Raw genomic sequence first — 17129 nt, 5'->3', positions numbered from 1 at the left:
GCCCGATGGAGCATTACGTCGCCGGGGGCACCCAAGGCCCCGCCGCCCTGCGGAAGTTGACGTCGACGGTGCTCGACGCGCTGGCCGAGGGCGCCGTGGAGCGGGGCGGCCCGCTGCCCGCCGGAGGCCCTGACGCCGTGACCGCCGAGGTGCGGGCCGGCTGCACGCCGATGCTTCCCGAGCACGGCAGCGGAGCCGATGAGGCCCTGCGCGAGATCGTCCGCGTCGTGGCCAAGGGCGCCGCCGACCCCTCCGACCCGCACTGCGTGGCACATCTGCACTGCCCGCCGCTCGCGGTCGCCGCCGCCGCCGACCTCGCGGCCTCGGCCCTGAATCCGTCCATGGACTCCTGGGACCAGGCACCGGCGGCGGGCATCATCGAGGCCGAGGTGACCGACGCCCTCGCGCAACTCGTCTATGCAGGGCCTGACGTGACGCCCGACGCGCTGATCACCAGCGGCGGCACCGAGTCCAACCTGGTGGCGCTGCTGCTGGCGCGCGAGCGGGCCAGAGCGGCCGGAGCGCGCACGGTGCAGGTGGTGTGCGGCACCAACGCGCACCACAGTGTGCAGCGGGCCGCCTGGATGCTCGGCCTGCCCACGCCCGCCGCCGTGGAGTGCCGCGCGGGCCGCATGCTGCCCGAGTCGCTCGACCGGGTGCTCGGCGAGTACGCGGGCGCCCCGGTGCTCGTGGTCGCCACCGCGGGCACCACGGACGAGGGCCTGATCGACCCGCTGCCCGAGCTCGCCGACGTGGCGGCGCGGCACGGCGCCGAACTGCATGTGGATGCCGCGTACGGCGGGCCGCTGCTGTTCAGTGACCCTCTCGCGCCGCGGCTCGCCGGTATCGAGCGGGCCGTGACCGTCACGTTCGATCTGCACAAGCTGGGCTGGCAGCCGGTGGCGGCGGGTGTGCTCGCCGTCCGGGACGCGGATGATGTGGCCCATCTGTCCTTCCAGGCCGACTACTTGAACGCGGACGACGACACCGAGGCCGGGCTGCCGGACTGGCTCGGCCGCTCCATCCGTACCTCGCGCCGCCCCGACGCGCTGAAGATCGCCGTCACCCTGCGCGCGCTCGGCCGCCGTGGCCTCGGCGACATGGTCGAGCACTGTGTGCGCACGGCCGAGGAGTTCGCGGCCGCCGTGGACGCCCATCCGGAGCTGCGGGCCCGCCCCGGCGAGGTGGGCATCAGCACGGTGCTGTTCCGGCCGGTCGCGGCCGACCGGCTCTCCGCGGACACCTCGGCCGACGCCGGTGACGCCTCGGCCGACGCCGGTGACGCCTTGGTCGCGGAGGTACGCAGGCGACTGCTCGACGAGGGCCGCGCGGTCGTCGGCCGGGCGCTCGCCGAGGACGCCGACGGCCGCAGGAAGCTGTGGCTCAAGGCCACGCTCCTGCACCCGAGGACGCGCGCCGCGGACCTGTCGGGGCTGCTCAAGCTGGTCGCCGACTGCGCGACCGAACACCGCGCCGATGACCGGGCCGAGAGCCGGGCAGAGCACCGCGCCGAGAACCGCGCCGAGAGCCGGGCAGAGCACCACGTCGAGCACCGCGCCGAGGACCGCGCAACCGAACACCGCACCGAGGGAGACACCCCGTGACCACAGCGACCGAAGAAGAGACCCTCGACCTCCTCGGGGTGGGGATCGGGCCCTTCAACCTCTCGCTCGCCGCGCTCGCCGACGGCGTGCCGGGCCTTCGGACCGCGTTCCTGGAACAGCGCACCGCCTTCCACTGGCACCCGGGCCTGCTGATCGAGGGCGCCACGCTCCAAGTGCCGTTCCTGGCCGACCTGGTGAGCCTGGTGGAGCCGACCAGCCCGTGGTCGTTCCTGAACTACATCAAGACCCGTGAGCGGCTCTTCCCGTTCTACTTCGCGGAGCGGTTCCACATCCAGCGCGCCGAGTACGACGCGTACTGCCGCTGGGTCAGCGGACAGCTGTCGTCCTGCCGGTTCGGGCACCAGGTGGACACCGTGCGCTGGGACGAGGGGCGCGGCGCCTTCGAGGTGGGCTTCACGCGCCTCGACGAGGACGGCGGCGCGGAGGGCGTGGGCCGCTACTTCGCCCGCCATCTCGCCCTCGGCGTGGGCACCGCGCCCAGCGTCCCCGAGCCGCTGCGCGCCCTGGCCGACGACCCTTCCGCCCCGGTGTGGCACTCGGCCGAATACCTGGGCAGGCGCGAGGAGTTGCTGCGGGCCGACCATGTCACGGTGGTCGGCTCGGGCCAGTCGGGCGCCGAGGTCTTCCTCGATCTGCTCCGGCAGCGTCCGCAGGGCCGCGAGGGCCTGACCTGGCTGGCCCGTACGGCGGCGTTCGCGCCCATGGAGTACAGCAAGCTGGGCCTCGAACAGTTCACCCCGGACTACACGCGCTACTTCCACGGCCTGTCCGAGCCGGTACGCGACCAGCTGCTTCCCCGGCAGTGGCAGCTGCACAAGGGAGTGAGCGGAGACACCCTCGGCGAGATCCACGACGAGCTGTATCTGCGCACCCTGGACGGCGGCTGGCCCGACGCCCAGCTGACCCCGGGCGTGGCCGTGGAGTCCGCGGTGCGTGCGGGCGGCCGGATCCAGCTCGGCCTCAGCCATTCCGAACAGCGGGTGTCAGGGCACCTGTTGACGGACGCCGTGGTGTCCGCGACCGGATACGCGGAGCGCCCCGTGGACGGACTGCTCGGGCCGCTCCTTCCGCATCTGGACCGGGACGGCTCCGGCCGCCCCGACATCGACGAGCGCTACCGCCTCGTCCTGGACGAGAAGGTCGGCGGCTCGGTGTTCGTGCAGAACGCGGAGCGCCATACGCATGGAGTCGGCGCCCCCGACCTGGGTCTGGCCGCCTGGCGCTCCGCGGTGATCCTCAACTCCCTGACCGGGGGCGACGCTTATCCGCTGCCGGAAAGGACCGCTTTCACCACGTTCGGCCTCGCGGGCGCTTCGACCCCCTCGCCCCATGTGGGCCACTTCCAGGGCTTGCACACAAAGTAAGCCTTACCTAAGTTATTCCTGACCGTCCGACCAGTCGCCCCCGCGGTCGTCAGACCGGTCGCATACAGAAAGAGAACGTCATGAGCAGCTCGCCGCCGGCTCCCGCAGACACCGCCGCCGATGCCGCCGCCACCGAGAACCTGCTGCGCTGCTGGATCCGTGAGACCGCGGTGCCCGAACCGGCCGACGCCGTCCTGAAGGTGGCCCTGCCCGCGTCGGGCGTCAGCGTCGAGGCACCGGTGCACTACTGGTCGCCGGTCGGCTGGCACCGCTTCGGGCCCGCCCGGCTCGCCGGCACCGGCACCCCGCTCGCCGCCCCCGCGCTCGCGGCCCTGATCGCCGTCGAGACGGCAGCGGCGGACCCGGCGGCGGTGGCCGATCTGACGGCCCGTGTCGCCGACTCCACCCGCCGCACCGCGGACTTCGTACGGCACCGCGCCGAGCACCCCGCGGACCCCGAGGGCACCACTCCCTTCCTCGCCGCCGAGCAGGCCCTGGTCACCGGCCATCCGCTGCACCCCACCCCGAAGAGCCGCGAGGGCCTGACCGAGGCCGAACTGCGCGCGTACTCACCGGAGTTGCGCGGCTCCTTCGCCCTGCACTGGTTCGCCGCCGACCCGTCCGTGGTCAGCGCGGACTCGGCGCTTCCCGGACGTACGGCCCAGGGGCTGATGGCCGAACTCGCCGGTGACGACGTACAGGCACCGGACGGCACGGTGCTCGTGCCCGCACACCCCTGGCAGGCCAAGGACATCGTCAGCCGTCCCGCGGTGCGCGAACTGCTCGACGCGGGGCTGCTGCACGACCTCGGCCCCGCGGGCGCACCGTGGTCGCCGACCTCGTCCGTGCGCACCGTCTACCGCGCCGACGCCCCGGTGATGCTCAAGTTCTCGCTCGGTCTGCGCATCACCAACTCGCGCCGCGAGAACATGCGCGTCGAGCTGGAGCGCGGCACCGCCATCGACCGCCTCCTGTCGGCGGGCCTCGGCGACGCGCTGCGCGCCGCGCACCCGGGCTTCGACATCGTGCGCGACCCGGCGTGGATCGCCGTGGACGCCCTCGGCACCGACGGCGGCCCGACGGGCCTGGACGTCGTGGTGCGCGACAACCCCTTCCGGGAGAGCGGCACCTCCGTGGACGGCCCGGAACCCATACGCGCCCTGTGCGCGGCGGGACTTGTCGCCCCGCGCCCCGACCTGGACCCGGCGCAGCCGGGCACCGCGTCCCAGCTCGCCGGCGTGATCACCGCGCTCGCCGAGCGCACCGGACGCACCGTGGCCGATATCGCCGACGAGTGGTTCACCCGCTACCTCGACACCGTCGTCACGCCGGTCCTGTGGCTCTACGCGACCTACGGCCTCGGCCTCGAAGCGCATCAGCAGAACACGCTGGTCGTCCTCGACGACGATGGCTGGCCCGTCGGCGGCCGCTACCGCGACAACCAGGGCTACTACTTCTCCCCCACCCGCTCCACCGCGCTCTACGGCTGGGTCCCCGACGTGGGCCGCGACCTGGGCACCTACGTCGACGACGAGGTCATCGACGAACGCCTCGCCTACTACGTCGGCATCAACAACATGCTCGGCATGGTCGGCGCCCTCGGCTCCCAGGGCCTCGCCGACGAACGTGCCCTGCTGCGCCGCGCCGACGAGACCCTCGCCAAACTGGCCGCCGAGCACGGCGACCGGCTCCTCCTGGCCACCACCCTGCGCACCGCGCCCACCCTGCGCTGCAAGGCCAATCTGCTCACGCGCGTCCAGGGCATGGACGAGCTGACGGGCCCGCTCGAAGCCCAGTCGGTCTACGTCGACCTCGCCAACCCCCTTGCCGGAGCGAGCCGATGAGCACCGAGATCACCAAGCTCGACGAGGGCCTGTTCACGCTGCGTGCGGTGGACCCGGTCGGTGACCTGGCCGTCGTACACGCCTGGATGAACGACCCCGAGGTGGCGCGCTTCTGGGAGATGCCGCTACCGGAGCAGCAGATCGAGGCGTATCTGCGCGAGCAGCGCGGCAGCGCGCACTCCACGCCGTTCCTCGGCTGCATCGACGGGACGCCGATGAGCTACTGGGAGCTGTACCGCGCCGACCTCGACCCGCTGGCCGCCCACTACGCGGCCAAGCCGCGGGACGCCGGCGTCCATCTGCTCCTCGGGCCCGCCGAGTCCCGTGGCCGCGGCCTCGGCGCCCGGCTGCTGCGCGCGGTCTCCGACTGGCAGCTGTCCGTACAGCCGTACGCGGAGCGCGTGGTGGCCGAGCCCGATGTGCGCAATGTGCGTTCGGTACGCGCCTTCGAGCGGGCCGGGTTCCGCAAGACCCGCGAACTCGATCTGCCCGACAAGCGCGCCGCGTTCATGGTCCGCGAGCGCAGCGCGTGAACCGCGGGGTACTGCTGTGCGCGGCGGGCCTCCACATGGCCACGCAGTCGGCCCTCGCCCCGTTCTACCCGAAGCTGTTCCGTTCGGTGTACGGGGTGGAGGACCTGTCGGCCACCGGCATGTTCCTGATGGTCTGCCAGCTGGCGGCCATCGTGTCCCTGCCGCTGTGGGGCCGCGCAGGCCGCCGCTTCTCCCTGTCGCGCCTGGTGACCGCGGGGCAGGGAGCGGCGGTCCTGCTCGCCGCGTCGCTTGCGCTCGCCCCGTCGTTCGCGGTGTTCACGACGCTCTCCGTGCTGCTGATCGCGGCGAAGGCGGTGGTGCTGCTCGCCTATCCGTCGATCGCCCGCAGCCACAAGGAAGGCCTGTTCCCGGGAGTCCTGCAGTACGTGGCGGTCCTGCACGCGGCCTCGGTGGCGGCGACCCTGCTCGGCATGGTGGTGGTGACGGTCCCGGACCCGCGCCTGGCGCTGCCTCTCCTCGCCGTGTCGGAGCTGGCGTTGCTGGCCGTCATCACCGTGGTGGGCAGGCGTACCGCACGGGGCGAGACGTCGGCACGGCCGGCAGCGCAGGGGGCGACGACCAGGGCGTCGAGCCTTGTCCCCCTCGCCGCGTTCACCTTGGTCTATGTGACGGCCGTGTACGCCGTACGCCCGTACTTCACGGAGTACGCGACGGCGGGCGGCGCCTCGACCGCGACGTCAGCCGTACTGTTCCTGCTCCCCCACCTGGCGGTGCTCGCCGTGCTGCCCGCGGCACGAGTGGCCCGCAGAGCCCTGGGCGGCGCGCTTCTCCCCGTCTCCCTCGGCCTCGCCGCCGCGGGCCTCCTCTGGCAGGCGGCCACCCCCGAGACCACTCAACTGGGCCTCGCCAGGGCCCTCTTCGGCGCCGGCCTCGGCCTGAGCCAAGTGGCCCTGGACCACAGAAACCTCAGCGTGTGCGGCGACAGCCAGGCGTACAGCCTGATCGCCACCGCACAGACCGCGGGCCTGCTGCTCGCGCCCCTGCTCGCCACGTTCACCGCCAAGACCGACCTCACCGCTCCCCTGCTCGCGGGCGCCGCCCTCCTCAACGTGCTCGTCCTGCTCACCCCGAACGAAAGGCCCACACCCCATGAGCTCCGCTCACCCCGTCCCCGAACTCCACGACGTCTCGCCGGAGTCCTGGCGCGAGGCGAATCGCCGGCTGCTCGCGAAGACGCTGTCGGAGTTCGCGTTCGAGGAACTGATCAAGCCTGAGCCGCTGCCCGGCGAGGACGGCCGCTACCGGATCGACCTGAACAGCGGTGTCTCCTACGTCTTCAGCGCGACCCGGGGTGCGCTCGGCGGCTGGCAGGTCTCCGCCGAGGACGGCTCCGTCACACGCGGTGCCGCGGGCCTGCTCGGCAACGAGATAGCCACCCCGGCCTGGGACGCGCAGCAGTTCCTGGTGGACTGCGCGGACACCATCGGCACGGACGCCCCGACCCTCGGCCTCTACCTCACGGAGCTGTCCTCCACGCTCTCCGTGGACGCCGCCCGGATCGAGCACGGCGGCGCGAGCGCGGCCGAGCTGCGCGAGCTCGGCCACGCCGAGCTGGAGTGCCATATGACGGGCCACCCCACCCTGGCGGCCAACAAGGGCCGGATCGGCTTCTCCGCGAGCGACGTACGGGCCTACGCGCCCGAGTCGCAGCAGTTGGTGCCGCTGCAGTGGATCGCCGTGCACCGGGGTCTCGCCGAGTTCCGCGGCACCTCGCAGCTGAGCGAGGAGTCGGTGCTCGCCCATGAGCTGGACGGCGAGACCCGGGCGGCCTTCCGCGCGGTGATCGAGCGCCAGGGCGGCGACCCGGACGCGTACGTGTGGATGCCCGTGCACCCCTGGCAGTGGGACCACGCGGTGCAGGTCCTGTACGCGGGCGAGGTCGCGCAGAAGCGGATCATCCCGCTCGGCGAGTCGAAGGACGGCTACCTGCCGCAGCAGTCCGTGCGCACCATGACCAACATGGCGGAGCGCGGCCGCTACGACGTCAAGCTTCCGCTGAAGATCGTCAACACCCTCATCTGGCGCGGTATCCCGCCGCACTGCACCCAGGGCGCCCCCGTCACCACCCAGTGGCTGACCGGTCTGCTCGACAAGGACCCGGTGCTCCGCGAGGACCTGCGCACGGTCTTCCTCGGCGAGATCGCCTCGGTCACGGTGCGCCACCCCTACCTGGACCGTGTCCCGGAGATGCCGTACCAGCACCTGGAGGCGCTCGGCTGCATCTGGCGCGACTCGGTGTCCTCGCGCAAGGACGACAACGAGCGGGTGCGGACCTTCGCCTCGCTGCTCCACGTCGACGAGCACGGCACGTCGTTCGCGGCCGAACTCGCCCGCTCCTCCGGCCTGTCGGGCGAGGACTGGCTGCGCCACCTCTTCGAGACGGTCCTGCACCCGGTGCTGCACGTGATGTACACGTACGGCATCACGTTCAACCCGCACGGCCAGAACACCCTGATCGGCTACGACGAGAACGACGTGCCGCAGCGCCTGTTCCTCAAGGACTTCGTGGACGACGTCTCCGTCTCGCACACCCCGGTGCCCGAGCGCGGCCCGGAGCCGGACGGCTACGACCACGTGCTGCCCCGCAAGAACCCGGTGGTCATCCGTCAGCACGTCGTCGACCAGCTCCTGCTCGGCCACTTCCGCTACCTCGCCCCGCTCGCCGCCGCCCAACTCGGCGTACCGGACGCCAAGTTCTGGCAGCTGGTGCGGGACGCCGTGGTCGCGTACCACAAGCGTTTCCCCGAGAAGGCGGACCGCTTCGCCGAGTTCGACATGCTGGCCGACGACTTCCCGCGCTACCCGTTCAACACGGACCGCCTGGTCGTCACCAAGTACGTCGACCGCGCGCTGCGGCACGCCCTGCGCCCCAACGGCACCGTCCCCAACCCACTGGCGGAGCGCGGCTGATGAGCATCGAGATCAGCGCGTCGGGGCTCACCCTCGGCCACGGCGGAGCGCCGGTCGCCGAGGACATCGACCTCGCCCTCACCCCGGGCGAGGTCACCGCCCTGGTCGGCCCCAACGGCTCCGGCAAGTCCACGCTCCTGCGCGCCCTGGCCCGCCTGCACACCCCGCAGGCGGGGGCGATCGTGCTCGACGGCCGCGCCCTGGAGACCTACAGACCACGGGAACTCGCCCGCAAGCTCAGCTTCCTGACGCAGTCACCGCTGATCCCGGCGGGTGTCACCGTGCAGGAACTGGTGGCCTACGGACGCCATCCGCACCAGGGCGTCCTGGCCCGCTCCACCAGCGACGAGGACCGCGAGGCCATCAGCTGGGCGCTGGACGCGACCACGCTGCACGCCCTGGCCGACCGTCCCCTCGACCAGCTCTCCGGCGGTGAGCGGCAGCGCGCCTGGATCGCGATGGCGCTCGCGCAGCGCACCGGTCTGCTGCTGCTCGACGAGCCGACGACGTTCCTCGACATCCGCTACCAGATCGAAGTGCTGCGCCTGGTACGGCGCCTCGCGGACGAGCACGGCATCACCGTCGCGGTGGTCCTGCACGAGCTGAACCAGGCCGCGGCGTTCTCCGACGCGATGGCCGTGCTCGCCGGCGGCCGGATCGTGGCCACGGGCACACCCGCCGAGGTGATGACCGAGGACACCCTGCGTACGGCCTTCGGCATCGAGACGACCGTCACCAAAGACCCCCACACAGGTGTCCCCACCTGTCTGCCGACGTGGCGCGAGCCCGCGCCTGCGGCTTCGTAATCCGCTCACCTCAAGAACCAAGGAACCCTCATGCGCAGAACCCTCACCACCCTGGCCACCGTCGCCGCGCTCGCCCTCACCGCCACCGCCTGCGGTTCGGCCGGCGACCAGGCGGGCGGCGGCGACGGCAAGAAGACTGGATCCGACGGCGGCTCCGCCGCGGGCGCGGGCGCCAAGAACGGCTCCATCACCGTCAAGGACATCAAGGGCGAGCAGAAGCTGGCCGGGCCCGCGAAGAAGGTCGTCGCCCTGGAGTGGACGTACGCCGAGGACCTGCTCGCGCTCGGTGTGCAGCCCACCGGTGTCGCGGACATCAAGCAGTACAACCAGTGGGTCACCGCAGGGCCGCGGTTCGCGAAGGCCACGAAGGACGTCGGCACCCGGCAGGCGCCCAGCCTTGAGTCGATCAAGGCGCTCAAGCCCGACCTGATCATCACGTCGAAGATCCGCTCCGAGGCCAACTACAAGCAGCTGAGCGAGATCGCGCCGACGCTGATGTTCGACCCGTACGCCACGAAGAGCGAGTTCGAGGAGATGCGGACGACGCTCAAGACGATCGGCACCGCCACCGGCAAGGAGGCCGCGGCCGACAAGGCGCTCAAGGACCTCGACGGCAAGATCGACGGAGCGAAGCAGAAGCTCGCCGACGGCAAGAAGGACGGCGAGAAGGTCACCGTCGCCCGTGGCTACACCACCGACGGCGCCGCCACCGTGGAGATCCTCACCCAGTCCACCATCCCCGGCGCCCTGCTGCCCAAGCTCGGCCTGAAGAACGGCTGGAACGGCAAGGCGGACGCGTACGGCATGAGCAAGGTGGACGTCGAGGGCCTCAAGCCGGTCGAGAAGTCCAGCCTCGCCTACGTCGCCGCCAAGAACGACGACGTCTTCGCCAAGTCCCTGCCGAAGAACGCCCTGTGGAAGAACCTGGACTTCGTGAAGAAGGACCGGGTGCACGCCCTGGACCCGGGCACCTGGTTCTTCGGCGGCCCGTTCTCCACCGCCCAGGCCGCCGACGAGATCGCGGCAGCCCTCACTTCATGATCGACACTGCTCCTACGGAACTGTCCGCACCGGGCCGGAAGCAGCGCGTCCGCGTTGCCGCCGGCCCGGCCGCGGTCGTCATCGGCGGCGCCCTGGCCCTGCTCCTGGTGACCGCGCTCCACCTCGGCCACGGCCGCAGCGACACGGGCCTGCTCGATCTCGTACGGCTGCTGTTCGGCTCCGGCGACGCCGACGCGCGCTCCGTACTGCTCGGCGGACGCCTCCCCCGCACCCTCGCGGGCCTGGTCGCGGGCGCCGCGTTCGCCCTCTCCGGGGCGCTCCTGCAGTCCTCGGTGCGCAATCCGCTCGCCGCCCCCGACACCCTCGGTGTGACGGCCGGCGCGTATCTGGCGGTCGCGGTCTCCGCGATCACCGGTCTCTCCCTCGGCGATCTGCCGCGCGGCGGCGTGGCGTTCATCGGCGGACTCCTCGCGGCCGCCCTGGTGCACACCGTCGCGGGCGGCTCCCGCGGCCGCCCCGCGCACCTGGTCCTCGCGGGTGTCTCGGTGACCCTCGCCCTGTCGAGCATCACCGCGGTCCTCGTGATGCTCTTCCAGGAGGAGACGGGAGCGGTCTTCTTCTGGGGCCACGGCTCACTCGCGGTGGCGGACAGCGGCCGCTCCCTGGCCGTACTGCCGCTGCTCGGCGCCGGTCTGGCGGGCGGACTGCTGCTCGCCCGCACCCTCGACATCCTCGGCACGGGCGACGAGACGGCCCGCGGCCTCGGCATCAACGTGGGCCGCATGCGCCTGTACGCGGTCCTGCTCTCGGTCTTCCTCGCGGCCATCGCGGTCTCGGTGACCGGACCGATCGGCTTCATCGGCCTGGCCGCCCCGCACCTGGTCCGCTTCGCCGGCGTCCGCAAGCACGCGGTGCTGCTTCCCGCGGCGATGCTGTGGGGCGCGACGCTGCTCCTCGCCGCGGATCTGCTCGCCCGGATCACCTCGCCCACCGGCAACGAGGTGCCCGCGGGCGTCGTCACCGCCCTCTTCGGCGCCCCCGTCTTCCTCTGGCTCGCCCGCCGCCTGCCGCCCGAACCGGCCGCGCCGGGAACGGTGTTGGCCCCCCAGCGCCGCCGCCTGGGACTCCCCCGCGTCCTGGCCGTGACCACAGCACTGCTGTGCGCCCTGCTCTACGCGGGCCTGGTGCTCGGAGACATCTCCGTACCGTGGTCGCAGATCCCGCAGATCCTCACCGGCGGCGGCGACGAGCTGCTCGGCCCGGTGGTCCTGGAGTACCGGCTGCCGCGCCTCCTGGTGGCGGCCCTGGCGGGAGCCCTGCTCGCGGTGGCCGGCGGCATCGTCCAGACCGTCTCGCGCAATCCGCTCGCCGACCTCACGGTGATGGGCGTCAGCGGCGGCGCGGGCTTCGGCGCCGCCCTGATCCTGGTGGCCCTGCCCGCGGTGCCGTACGCGATGCTGCCGGTCGCGGCCCTGCTCGGCGGCACCGCGGCCTTCGCACTGACCTACGGCCTGTCCCGGCGGGGCGGCTCGGTGGCCCCCGAACGCCTGGTCCTGGTCGGCATCGGCTGCTTCGCGCTGACGACAGCGGCCACCAACTACCTGGTGGCGGGCGCCCGTTTCCAGGTGGCGCAGGCCCTGACCTGGCTGTCGGGCTCGACGTACGCGCGCGACAGCACGGATCTGTCGCTCCTGGCGGCCGTCACCGTCATCGGCATCCCGCTCCTGGTGCTCTCCTTCCGCCGTATGGACCTTCTGGCCCTCGGTGAGGACACCCCGCGCACCCTCGGTGTCCCCCTGGAGCGCACCCGGCTCGCGGTCCTGGTCCTGGCGGTGGCCCTGGCCGCCTGTGCGGTGGCCGTGGTGGGCACGGTCGCCTTCATCGGCCTGGTCGCCCCGCACGCCGCCCGGATGCTCACCGGCTCCCGCACCCACCGGCTGCTGCCCACGGCGGCGGTCCTGGGCGCGGCCCTGATGGTGACGGCCGACGTGGTCGGACGGGTCGCGATCGCCCCGGCTGAGATCCCCTCGGGCCTCCTGGCGGCCCTGATCGGAACGCCGTATTTCGTCTGGCAGTTGAGACGCGGCAAGTAGTCCGCGACAGAGACGGAAGGGCGCCCGCTCCGGTCCTCCAGAACGGGCGCCCGACGGCTCCGCTCGCTCCCGCTACCCGTTCGGCCAGGGCACCTTGGCCGACTTGTAGTAGTCCATGCCCAGGGCGTCCCAGCGGGGCCCCTGCTGGGCGAGCCGCACCTTGTACGCGTTCCAGTCGTGCGCGGACGCGGGCGACCACCCGAGCTCGGCGATCCCCGGAAGCCTCGGGAACGCCATGAACTCGATGTGCTTGCTCGTGGAGATCGTCTCCGACCACAGCGGTGCCTCGACCCCGAGCACGGAGTCCGCGGGCGCCCCGGCCAGATAGCTGCCCGGATCCCAGTCGTAGGCCCGGTCCACCTCGACGTATCCCGCCCAGGCGAGACCGAGCGGCGTCTGCGGGTGGTACTTCATGTCGAGGTACGCCCGGTCGGCCGGGGACAGGATGAGCTTGGTGCCGTTCTTCGCGGCGTTCACGACCTGGTCGCGCTCCGCCTGCGAGGTCTTGTCGTAACCCCAGTACTGCGCGACGGCGCCCTTCGCCGGGTGGGCCCCGGTCAGCTGATGCCAGCCGATCACGGTCTTCCCGTACTTGGCGACGACCGGCTGCACCCGGTCCATGAACTTCACGTAGTCCTCGTGGCTGGTGGAGTGCGCCTCGTCGCCGCCGATGTGGATGTACCGCCCCGGCGTGAGCTCGGCGATCTCCCGCACCACGTCGTCCACGAAGTCGTACGTGATCTCCTTCGGCACGCACAGGGAGCTGAAGCCGACCTCGGTACCGGTGTAGAGCGGCGGCGCGACGCCGTTGCAGTTGAGGTCGGCGTACGAGGCGAGCGCGGAGTTGGTGTGCCCCGGCATGTCTATCTCGGGGATGACCTCCAGGTTGCGCTCACCGGCGTAGGCGACGATCTCCTTGTACTGCTCCTTCGTGTAGTAGCCGCCGGGTCCGCCGCCCACCTGGGTGGAACCGCCGTAGGTCGCGAGCCGGGGCCAGGAGTCGATGGCGATACGCCAGCCCTGGTCGTCGCTCAGATGCAGATGCAGCTTGTTGATCTTGTACATCGCCATCTGGTCGACGTAGCGCTTCACTTGGTCGACGGTGAAGAAGTGCCGCGACACATCGAGCATGGCGCCGCGGTGGGTGTAGCGCGGGGTGTCCTTGATCGTGCCGCCCGCGACCTTCCACGGCCCTGCCTGCCGGGTGCGCTTCTCCACACCCGGCGGCAGTTGCTGCCGCAGCGTCTGGACGCCGTTGAAGATCCCGGTTCCCGACCAGGAGGTGATGAGCAGCGAACCGCGCCCGGAGACGAGCCGGTAGCCCTCGTTGCCGAGGACCTTGTTCTCCGGCTCGGCACTGATGCGCAGCCGGATCCCGTCGCTGCCCGCACGGTCGGTGACGGGCAGCTTGTAGCCGGTGGACGGGCGCAGGATCCGGGCGAGGTACTCGGCGGCCCGGCGCTCCTCCGGATTGCCCCCGTCGACACGGATCTTGGTCTTGGCCGTGATCTCGTACCCGGATCCGCCCGGTGTCACCGCGAGGGGTGCCGGGACCACCTGGCCGAGCGGGGTGGTGGTGGGCCGTGCCGTGTCCTGCGGTGCGGCGGCGACGGACGCGAACCCGGCGGCCGCGACGAGCAACAGCGCGCCGAACAGGCGCGTACTGGTTCTGTGCGATCTCACACGTGACACAAGCGGTCCCTTCGACAGGGCTGCGCAACTGTGGGCAAGAACGGTCCTCATGGGTACCGCGCGGCCCTGCAGGGGTCAAGGTGTAGACCACTCATCGCCACGGCGGGTGCCAGAATCCTGCCTATGGCGGAAATCCTCCAGCGCGACGGGACCTGGACCTTCGACGGCGACACGCTGCGGATCGTGCCGGGACGCGACAAGAGCGTGAGCCTCCTGCGCAAGACCCTGGGTGAACTCGCGCTGCCGCTGGCCGCGTTGGCGGGCATCTCGTTCGAGCAGGGCAAGAAGTCCGGCCGGCTCCGGCTGCGCCTGCGGGCCGGCGCCGACCCCCTGCTGCAGATCGCGGGCGGCAAGCTCGTGGACGCCGCCGACCCCTACCAGCTGACGGTGGAGTCGGACCGGTACGGAGTGGCGGAGTACCTGGTGGACGAGGTGCGCAACGCCCTCCTCCTGGAACAGGTGCCGAGCACCGGCTGCGAGGCGTATCTGCTGCCGGGACCGTCCGTGCCGCTGTCGGTGACGGCGGGCGACGGCACGGCGAGCTTCGACGGCGAGACGGTCCGTCTGGAGTGGAAGTGGAACACGGAGGAGGCCAAGTCGGCGGCCGGTACCCGCACCCTCGATCTCGGGGACATCGAGGGTGTGGAGTGGCAGCCGTCGGCGGGCCTGGAGAACGGCTACCTCCGCTTCACCGTGAAGAACGCCCTGACGAAGGCGCCGCCCAAGTACGACCCGAACGCGATCGATCTGTTCGGCTTCAAGAAGGACCCCTTGATGGCCCTGGTCGCCGCGGCGGTCCAGGCCCGCCTCCCCCACCCGTCAAAAGAACTCCCCGCCGCACCGGCCCACCCCTCCGAAGACCACGACACCCTCCTGCGCCGCCTCCGAGAACTGGGCGAACTACATAAATCCGGCGTACTGACAGACGAAGAGTTCACCACGGCCAAGCAGGCGGTCCTGAAGCGCATGTGACCGGGCGGGCCGGGCGAGCAGCGAAAAGGACACGACCCTGCCCGAATCCGGGCAGGATTCTTGCGTACGCCCCTGCGATCCCCCAGGATCAACCAGGTGCACGAGGACCTGATCGACCATCTCACCCACAGCACCCCGCTCCAGCGGGGCGAAGCGCTGCGCGTGATCCAAGACGTCCTCGCCTACTTCGACGAGACGACCGAGGACTTCGTCCGTCGCCGCCACCGCGAACTCCAGAGTCAGGGCCTGGTGAACGCGGCGATCTTCGAGCAGATCTCCACGGATCTGCGCTACCGCGCGGTCGCGCCGCCCGAGCTCTCACTGAGGCAGCTGCGCCGCATCGTCTACGGCTAGAGAAACAGACAGGGGAACCCAACCCACATGTGCGGAATCGTCGGATACATCGGCAAACGTGACGTAGCCCCCCTTCTCCTCGAAGGCCTCCAGCGCCTGGAGTACCGCGGCTACGACTCGGCCGGCGTCGTCGTCACCAGCCCGAAGGCCAGCGGCCTGAAGATGGTCAAGGCCAAGGGCCGGGTCCGTGACCTGGAGGCCCGCGTCCCCAAGCGCTTCGCCGGCACGACGGGCATCGCCCACACCCGCTGGGCCACCCACGGCGCCCCCTCCGACGAGAACGCGCACCCCCACCTGGACGCCGAGGGCAAGGTCGCCGTCGTCCACAACGGCATCATCGACAACGCCTCCGACCTGCGCGCCAAGCTCACCGCCGACGGCGTGGAGTTCCTCTCCGAGACGGACACCGAGGTCCTCACCCACCTCATCGCCCGCTCCGACGCGGACACCCTGGAGGAGAAGGTCCGCCAGGCGCTGAAGCTGATCGAGGGCACCTACGGCGTCGCCGTCCTGCACGCCGACTTCCCCGACCGCATCGTCGTGGCCCGCAACGGCTCCCCGGTCGTCCTCGGCATCGGCGAGAAGGAGATGTTCGTCGCCTCCGACGTCGCCGCCCTCGTCTCGCACACCCGCCAGGTCGTCACCCTCGACGACGGCGAGATGGCCACGATCAAGGCCGATGACTTCCGTACGTACACGACGTCCGGCACCCGCACGACCGCCAGCCCCACCACCGTGGAGTGGGAGGCCGAGTCGTACGACATGGGCGGCCACGACACGTATATGCACAAGGAGATCAGCGAGCAGCCGGACGCCGTGGACCGCGTCCTGCGCGGCCGCATCGACGACCGCTTCTCCACCGTGCACCTCGGCGGCCTGAACCTGGACGCCCGCGAGGCCCGCACCATCCGCCGTATCAAGATCCTGGGCTGCGGTACGAGCTACCACGCGGGTCTGATCGGCGCGGGCCTGATCGAGTCGCTCGCCCGGATTCCCGCGGACGCCGAGCCCGCCTCCGAGTTCCGCTACCGCAACCCGGTCGTCGACCCCGACACCCTCTACATCGCGGTCTCGCAGTCCGGTGAGACCTACGACGTGCTCGCCGCCGTGCAGGAGCTCAAGCGCAAGGGCGCCCGCGTCCTCGGCGTCGTGAACGTGGTCGGCTCGGCCATCGCCCGCGAGGCCGACGGCGGTGTGTACGTCCACGCCGGGCCCGAGGTCTGCGTCGTCTCCACCAAGTGCTTCACCAACACGGTGGTCGCCTTCGCGCTGCTCGCCCTGCACCTGGGCCGCATCCGCGACCTGTCGGTCTCCGACGGCAAGCGGATCATCGAGGGCCTGCGCAAGCTGCCCGAGCAGATCTCCGAGATCCTCGAGTCCGAGGCCGAGATCAAGAAGCTCGCCGACCAGTACGCCGAGGCCAAGTCGATGATGTTCATCGGCCGGGTACGCGGCTACCCGGTCGCCCTCGAGGCCTCGCTCAAGCTCAAGGAGATCTCGTACATCCACGCCGAGGCGTACCCCGCATCGGAGTTGAAGCACGGCCCGCTCGCCCTGATCGAGCCCGCGCTGCCCACGGTCGCGATCGTCCCCGACGACGACCTCCTGGAGAAGAACCGCGCCGCCCTCGAGGAGATCAAGGCCCGCAGCGGCCGCATCCTCGCGGTCGCGCACCAGGAGCAGGAGAAGGCCGACCACACCATCCTCGTACCGAAGAACGAGACCGAGCTGGACCCGATCCTCATGGGCATCCCGCTCCAACTCCTCGCCTACCACACGGCGTTGGCGCTCGGCCGGGACATCGACAAGCCGCGCAACCTGGCCAAGTCGGTCACTGTGGAATGACAGGAACAGAACGACCCCCTGTGCGTGCCACCAAGCACACAGGGGGTCGTTCTTCGGTTGGCCGGGGT

The 17129-nt window shown here is 71.3% G+C and carries 12 protein-coding genes; 11 read left to right on the top strand and 1 reads right to left on the bottom strand.

Translation table 11 applies throughout. The features are described from left to right. Window positions 1-5 precede the first annotated feature (5 nt). The 8 genes from ACFQVC_RS14320 (at window position 6) to ACFQVC_RS14285 (ending at window position 12198) form a co-directional block, all read left to right on the top strand. On the top strand, window positions 6-1604 hold the full coding sequence (locus ACFQVC_RS14320; RefSeq protein ID WP_381831046.1) for a pyridoxal phosphate-dependent decarboxylase family protein: 1599 nt from the start codon (window positions 6-8) through the stop codon (window positions 1602-1604). Continuing rightward, entirely contained in the window at window positions 1601-2989 is a 1389-nt protein-coding gene (locus ACFQVC_RS14315; RefSeq protein WP_381830756.1) for a lysine N(6)-hydroxylase/L-ornithine N(5)-oxygenase family protein, read from the top strand. The genes ACFQVC_RS14320 and ACFQVC_RS14315 overlap by 4 nt, the downstream gene beginning before the upstream one ends. Window positions 2990-3069: 80 nt before the next feature. Next, entirely contained in the window at window positions 3070-4833 is a 1764-nt protein-coding gene (locus tag ACFQVC_RS14310; protein ID WP_381830755.1) for an IucA/IucC family protein, read from the top strand. Next, window positions 4830-5366 carry a GNAT family N-acetyltransferase gene (locus tag ACFQVC_RS14305; protein ID WP_381830754.1) on the top strand — a complete coding sequence of 179 codons (537 nt, stop codon included), beginning with the start codon at window positions 4830-4832 and terminating at the stop codon, window positions 5364-5366. The genes ACFQVC_RS14310 and ACFQVC_RS14305 overlap by 4 nt, the downstream gene beginning before the upstream one ends. 1110 nt (window positions 5367-6476) lie before the next feature. Beyond that, window positions 6477-8297, top strand: a complete 1821-nt coding sequence (locus ACFQVC_RS14300; RefSeq protein WP_381830753.1) for an IucA/IucC family protein — start codon at window positions 6477-6479, stop codon at window positions 8295-8297. Continuing rightward, window positions 8297-9103, top strand: a complete 807-nt coding sequence (locus ACFQVC_RS14295) for an ABC transporter ATP-binding protein (RefSeq protein ID WP_381830752.1) — start codon at window positions 8297-8299, stop codon at window positions 9101-9103. Before ACFQVC_RS14300 ends, ACFQVC_RS14295 begins: the two co-directional genes overlap by 1 nt. A 30-nt stretch (window positions 9104-9133) precedes the next feature. After that, window positions 9134-10144: an ABC transporter substrate-binding protein gene (locus tag ACFQVC_RS14290; protein WP_381830751.1), complete on the top strand. Its 1011-nt coding sequence runs from the start codon at window positions 9134-9136 to the stop codon at window positions 10142-10144. Beyond that, window positions 10141-12198, top strand: coding sequence for an iron ABC transporter permease (locus ACFQVC_RS14285; protein WP_381830750.1), 2058 nt, complete (start codon window positions 10141-10143; stop codon window positions 12196-12198). The genes ACFQVC_RS14290 and ACFQVC_RS14285 overlap by 4 nt, the downstream gene beginning before the upstream one ends. A gap of 72 nt (window positions 12199-12270) precedes the next feature. Here the strand turns inward: ACFQVC_RS14285 and ACFQVC_RS14280 are convergent, their stop codons facing one another. Further along, window positions 12271-13881 carry a beta-N-acetylhexosaminidase gene (locus ACFQVC_RS14280; RefSeq protein ID WP_381830749.1) on the bottom strand — a complete coding sequence of 537 codons (1611 nt, stop codon included), beginning with the start codon at window positions 13879-13881 and terminating at the stop codon, window positions 12271-12273. Window positions 13882-14013: 132 nt separating this feature from the next. Here ACFQVC_RS14280 and ACFQVC_RS14275 point away from each other — a divergent pair, with 132 nt between their 5' ends. The 3 genes from ACFQVC_RS14275 to glmS all read left to right on the top strand — a co-directional run bounded on the left by ACFQVC_RS14275 (window position 14014) and on the right by glmS (window position 17061). Beyond that, the gene (locus ACFQVC_RS14275) at window positions 14014-14862 is read left to right on the top strand and encodes a DUF4429 domain-containing protein (protein WP_381830748.1); all 849 of its coding nucleotides are present in this window, start codon (window positions 14014-14016) and stop codon (window positions 14860-14862) included. Window positions 14863-14958: 96 nt separating this feature from the next. Then, a complete protein-coding gene (locus tag ACFQVC_RS14270) occupies window positions 14959-15216 on the top strand; it encodes a hypothetical protein (protein ID WP_381830747.1) in 258 nt (85 codons plus the stop codon). 27 nt (window positions 15217-15243) lie between these two features. Beyond that, entirely contained in the window at window positions 15244-17061 is a 1818-nt protein-coding gene (gene glmS, locus ACFQVC_RS14265) for a glutamine--fructose-6-phosphate transaminase (isomerizing) (protein ID WP_381830746.1), read from the top strand. The last annotated feature ends 68 nt before the right edge of the window (window positions 17062-17129 follow it).

The sequence above is a fragment of the Streptomyces monticola genome (assembly GCF_042665355.1).
Taxonomy (GTDB): domain Bacteria; phylum Actinomycetota; class Actinomycetes; order Streptomycetales; family Streptomycetaceae; genus Streptomyces; species Streptomyces monticola.
This window is presented reverse-complemented; position numbering and strand designations above follow the sequence as displayed.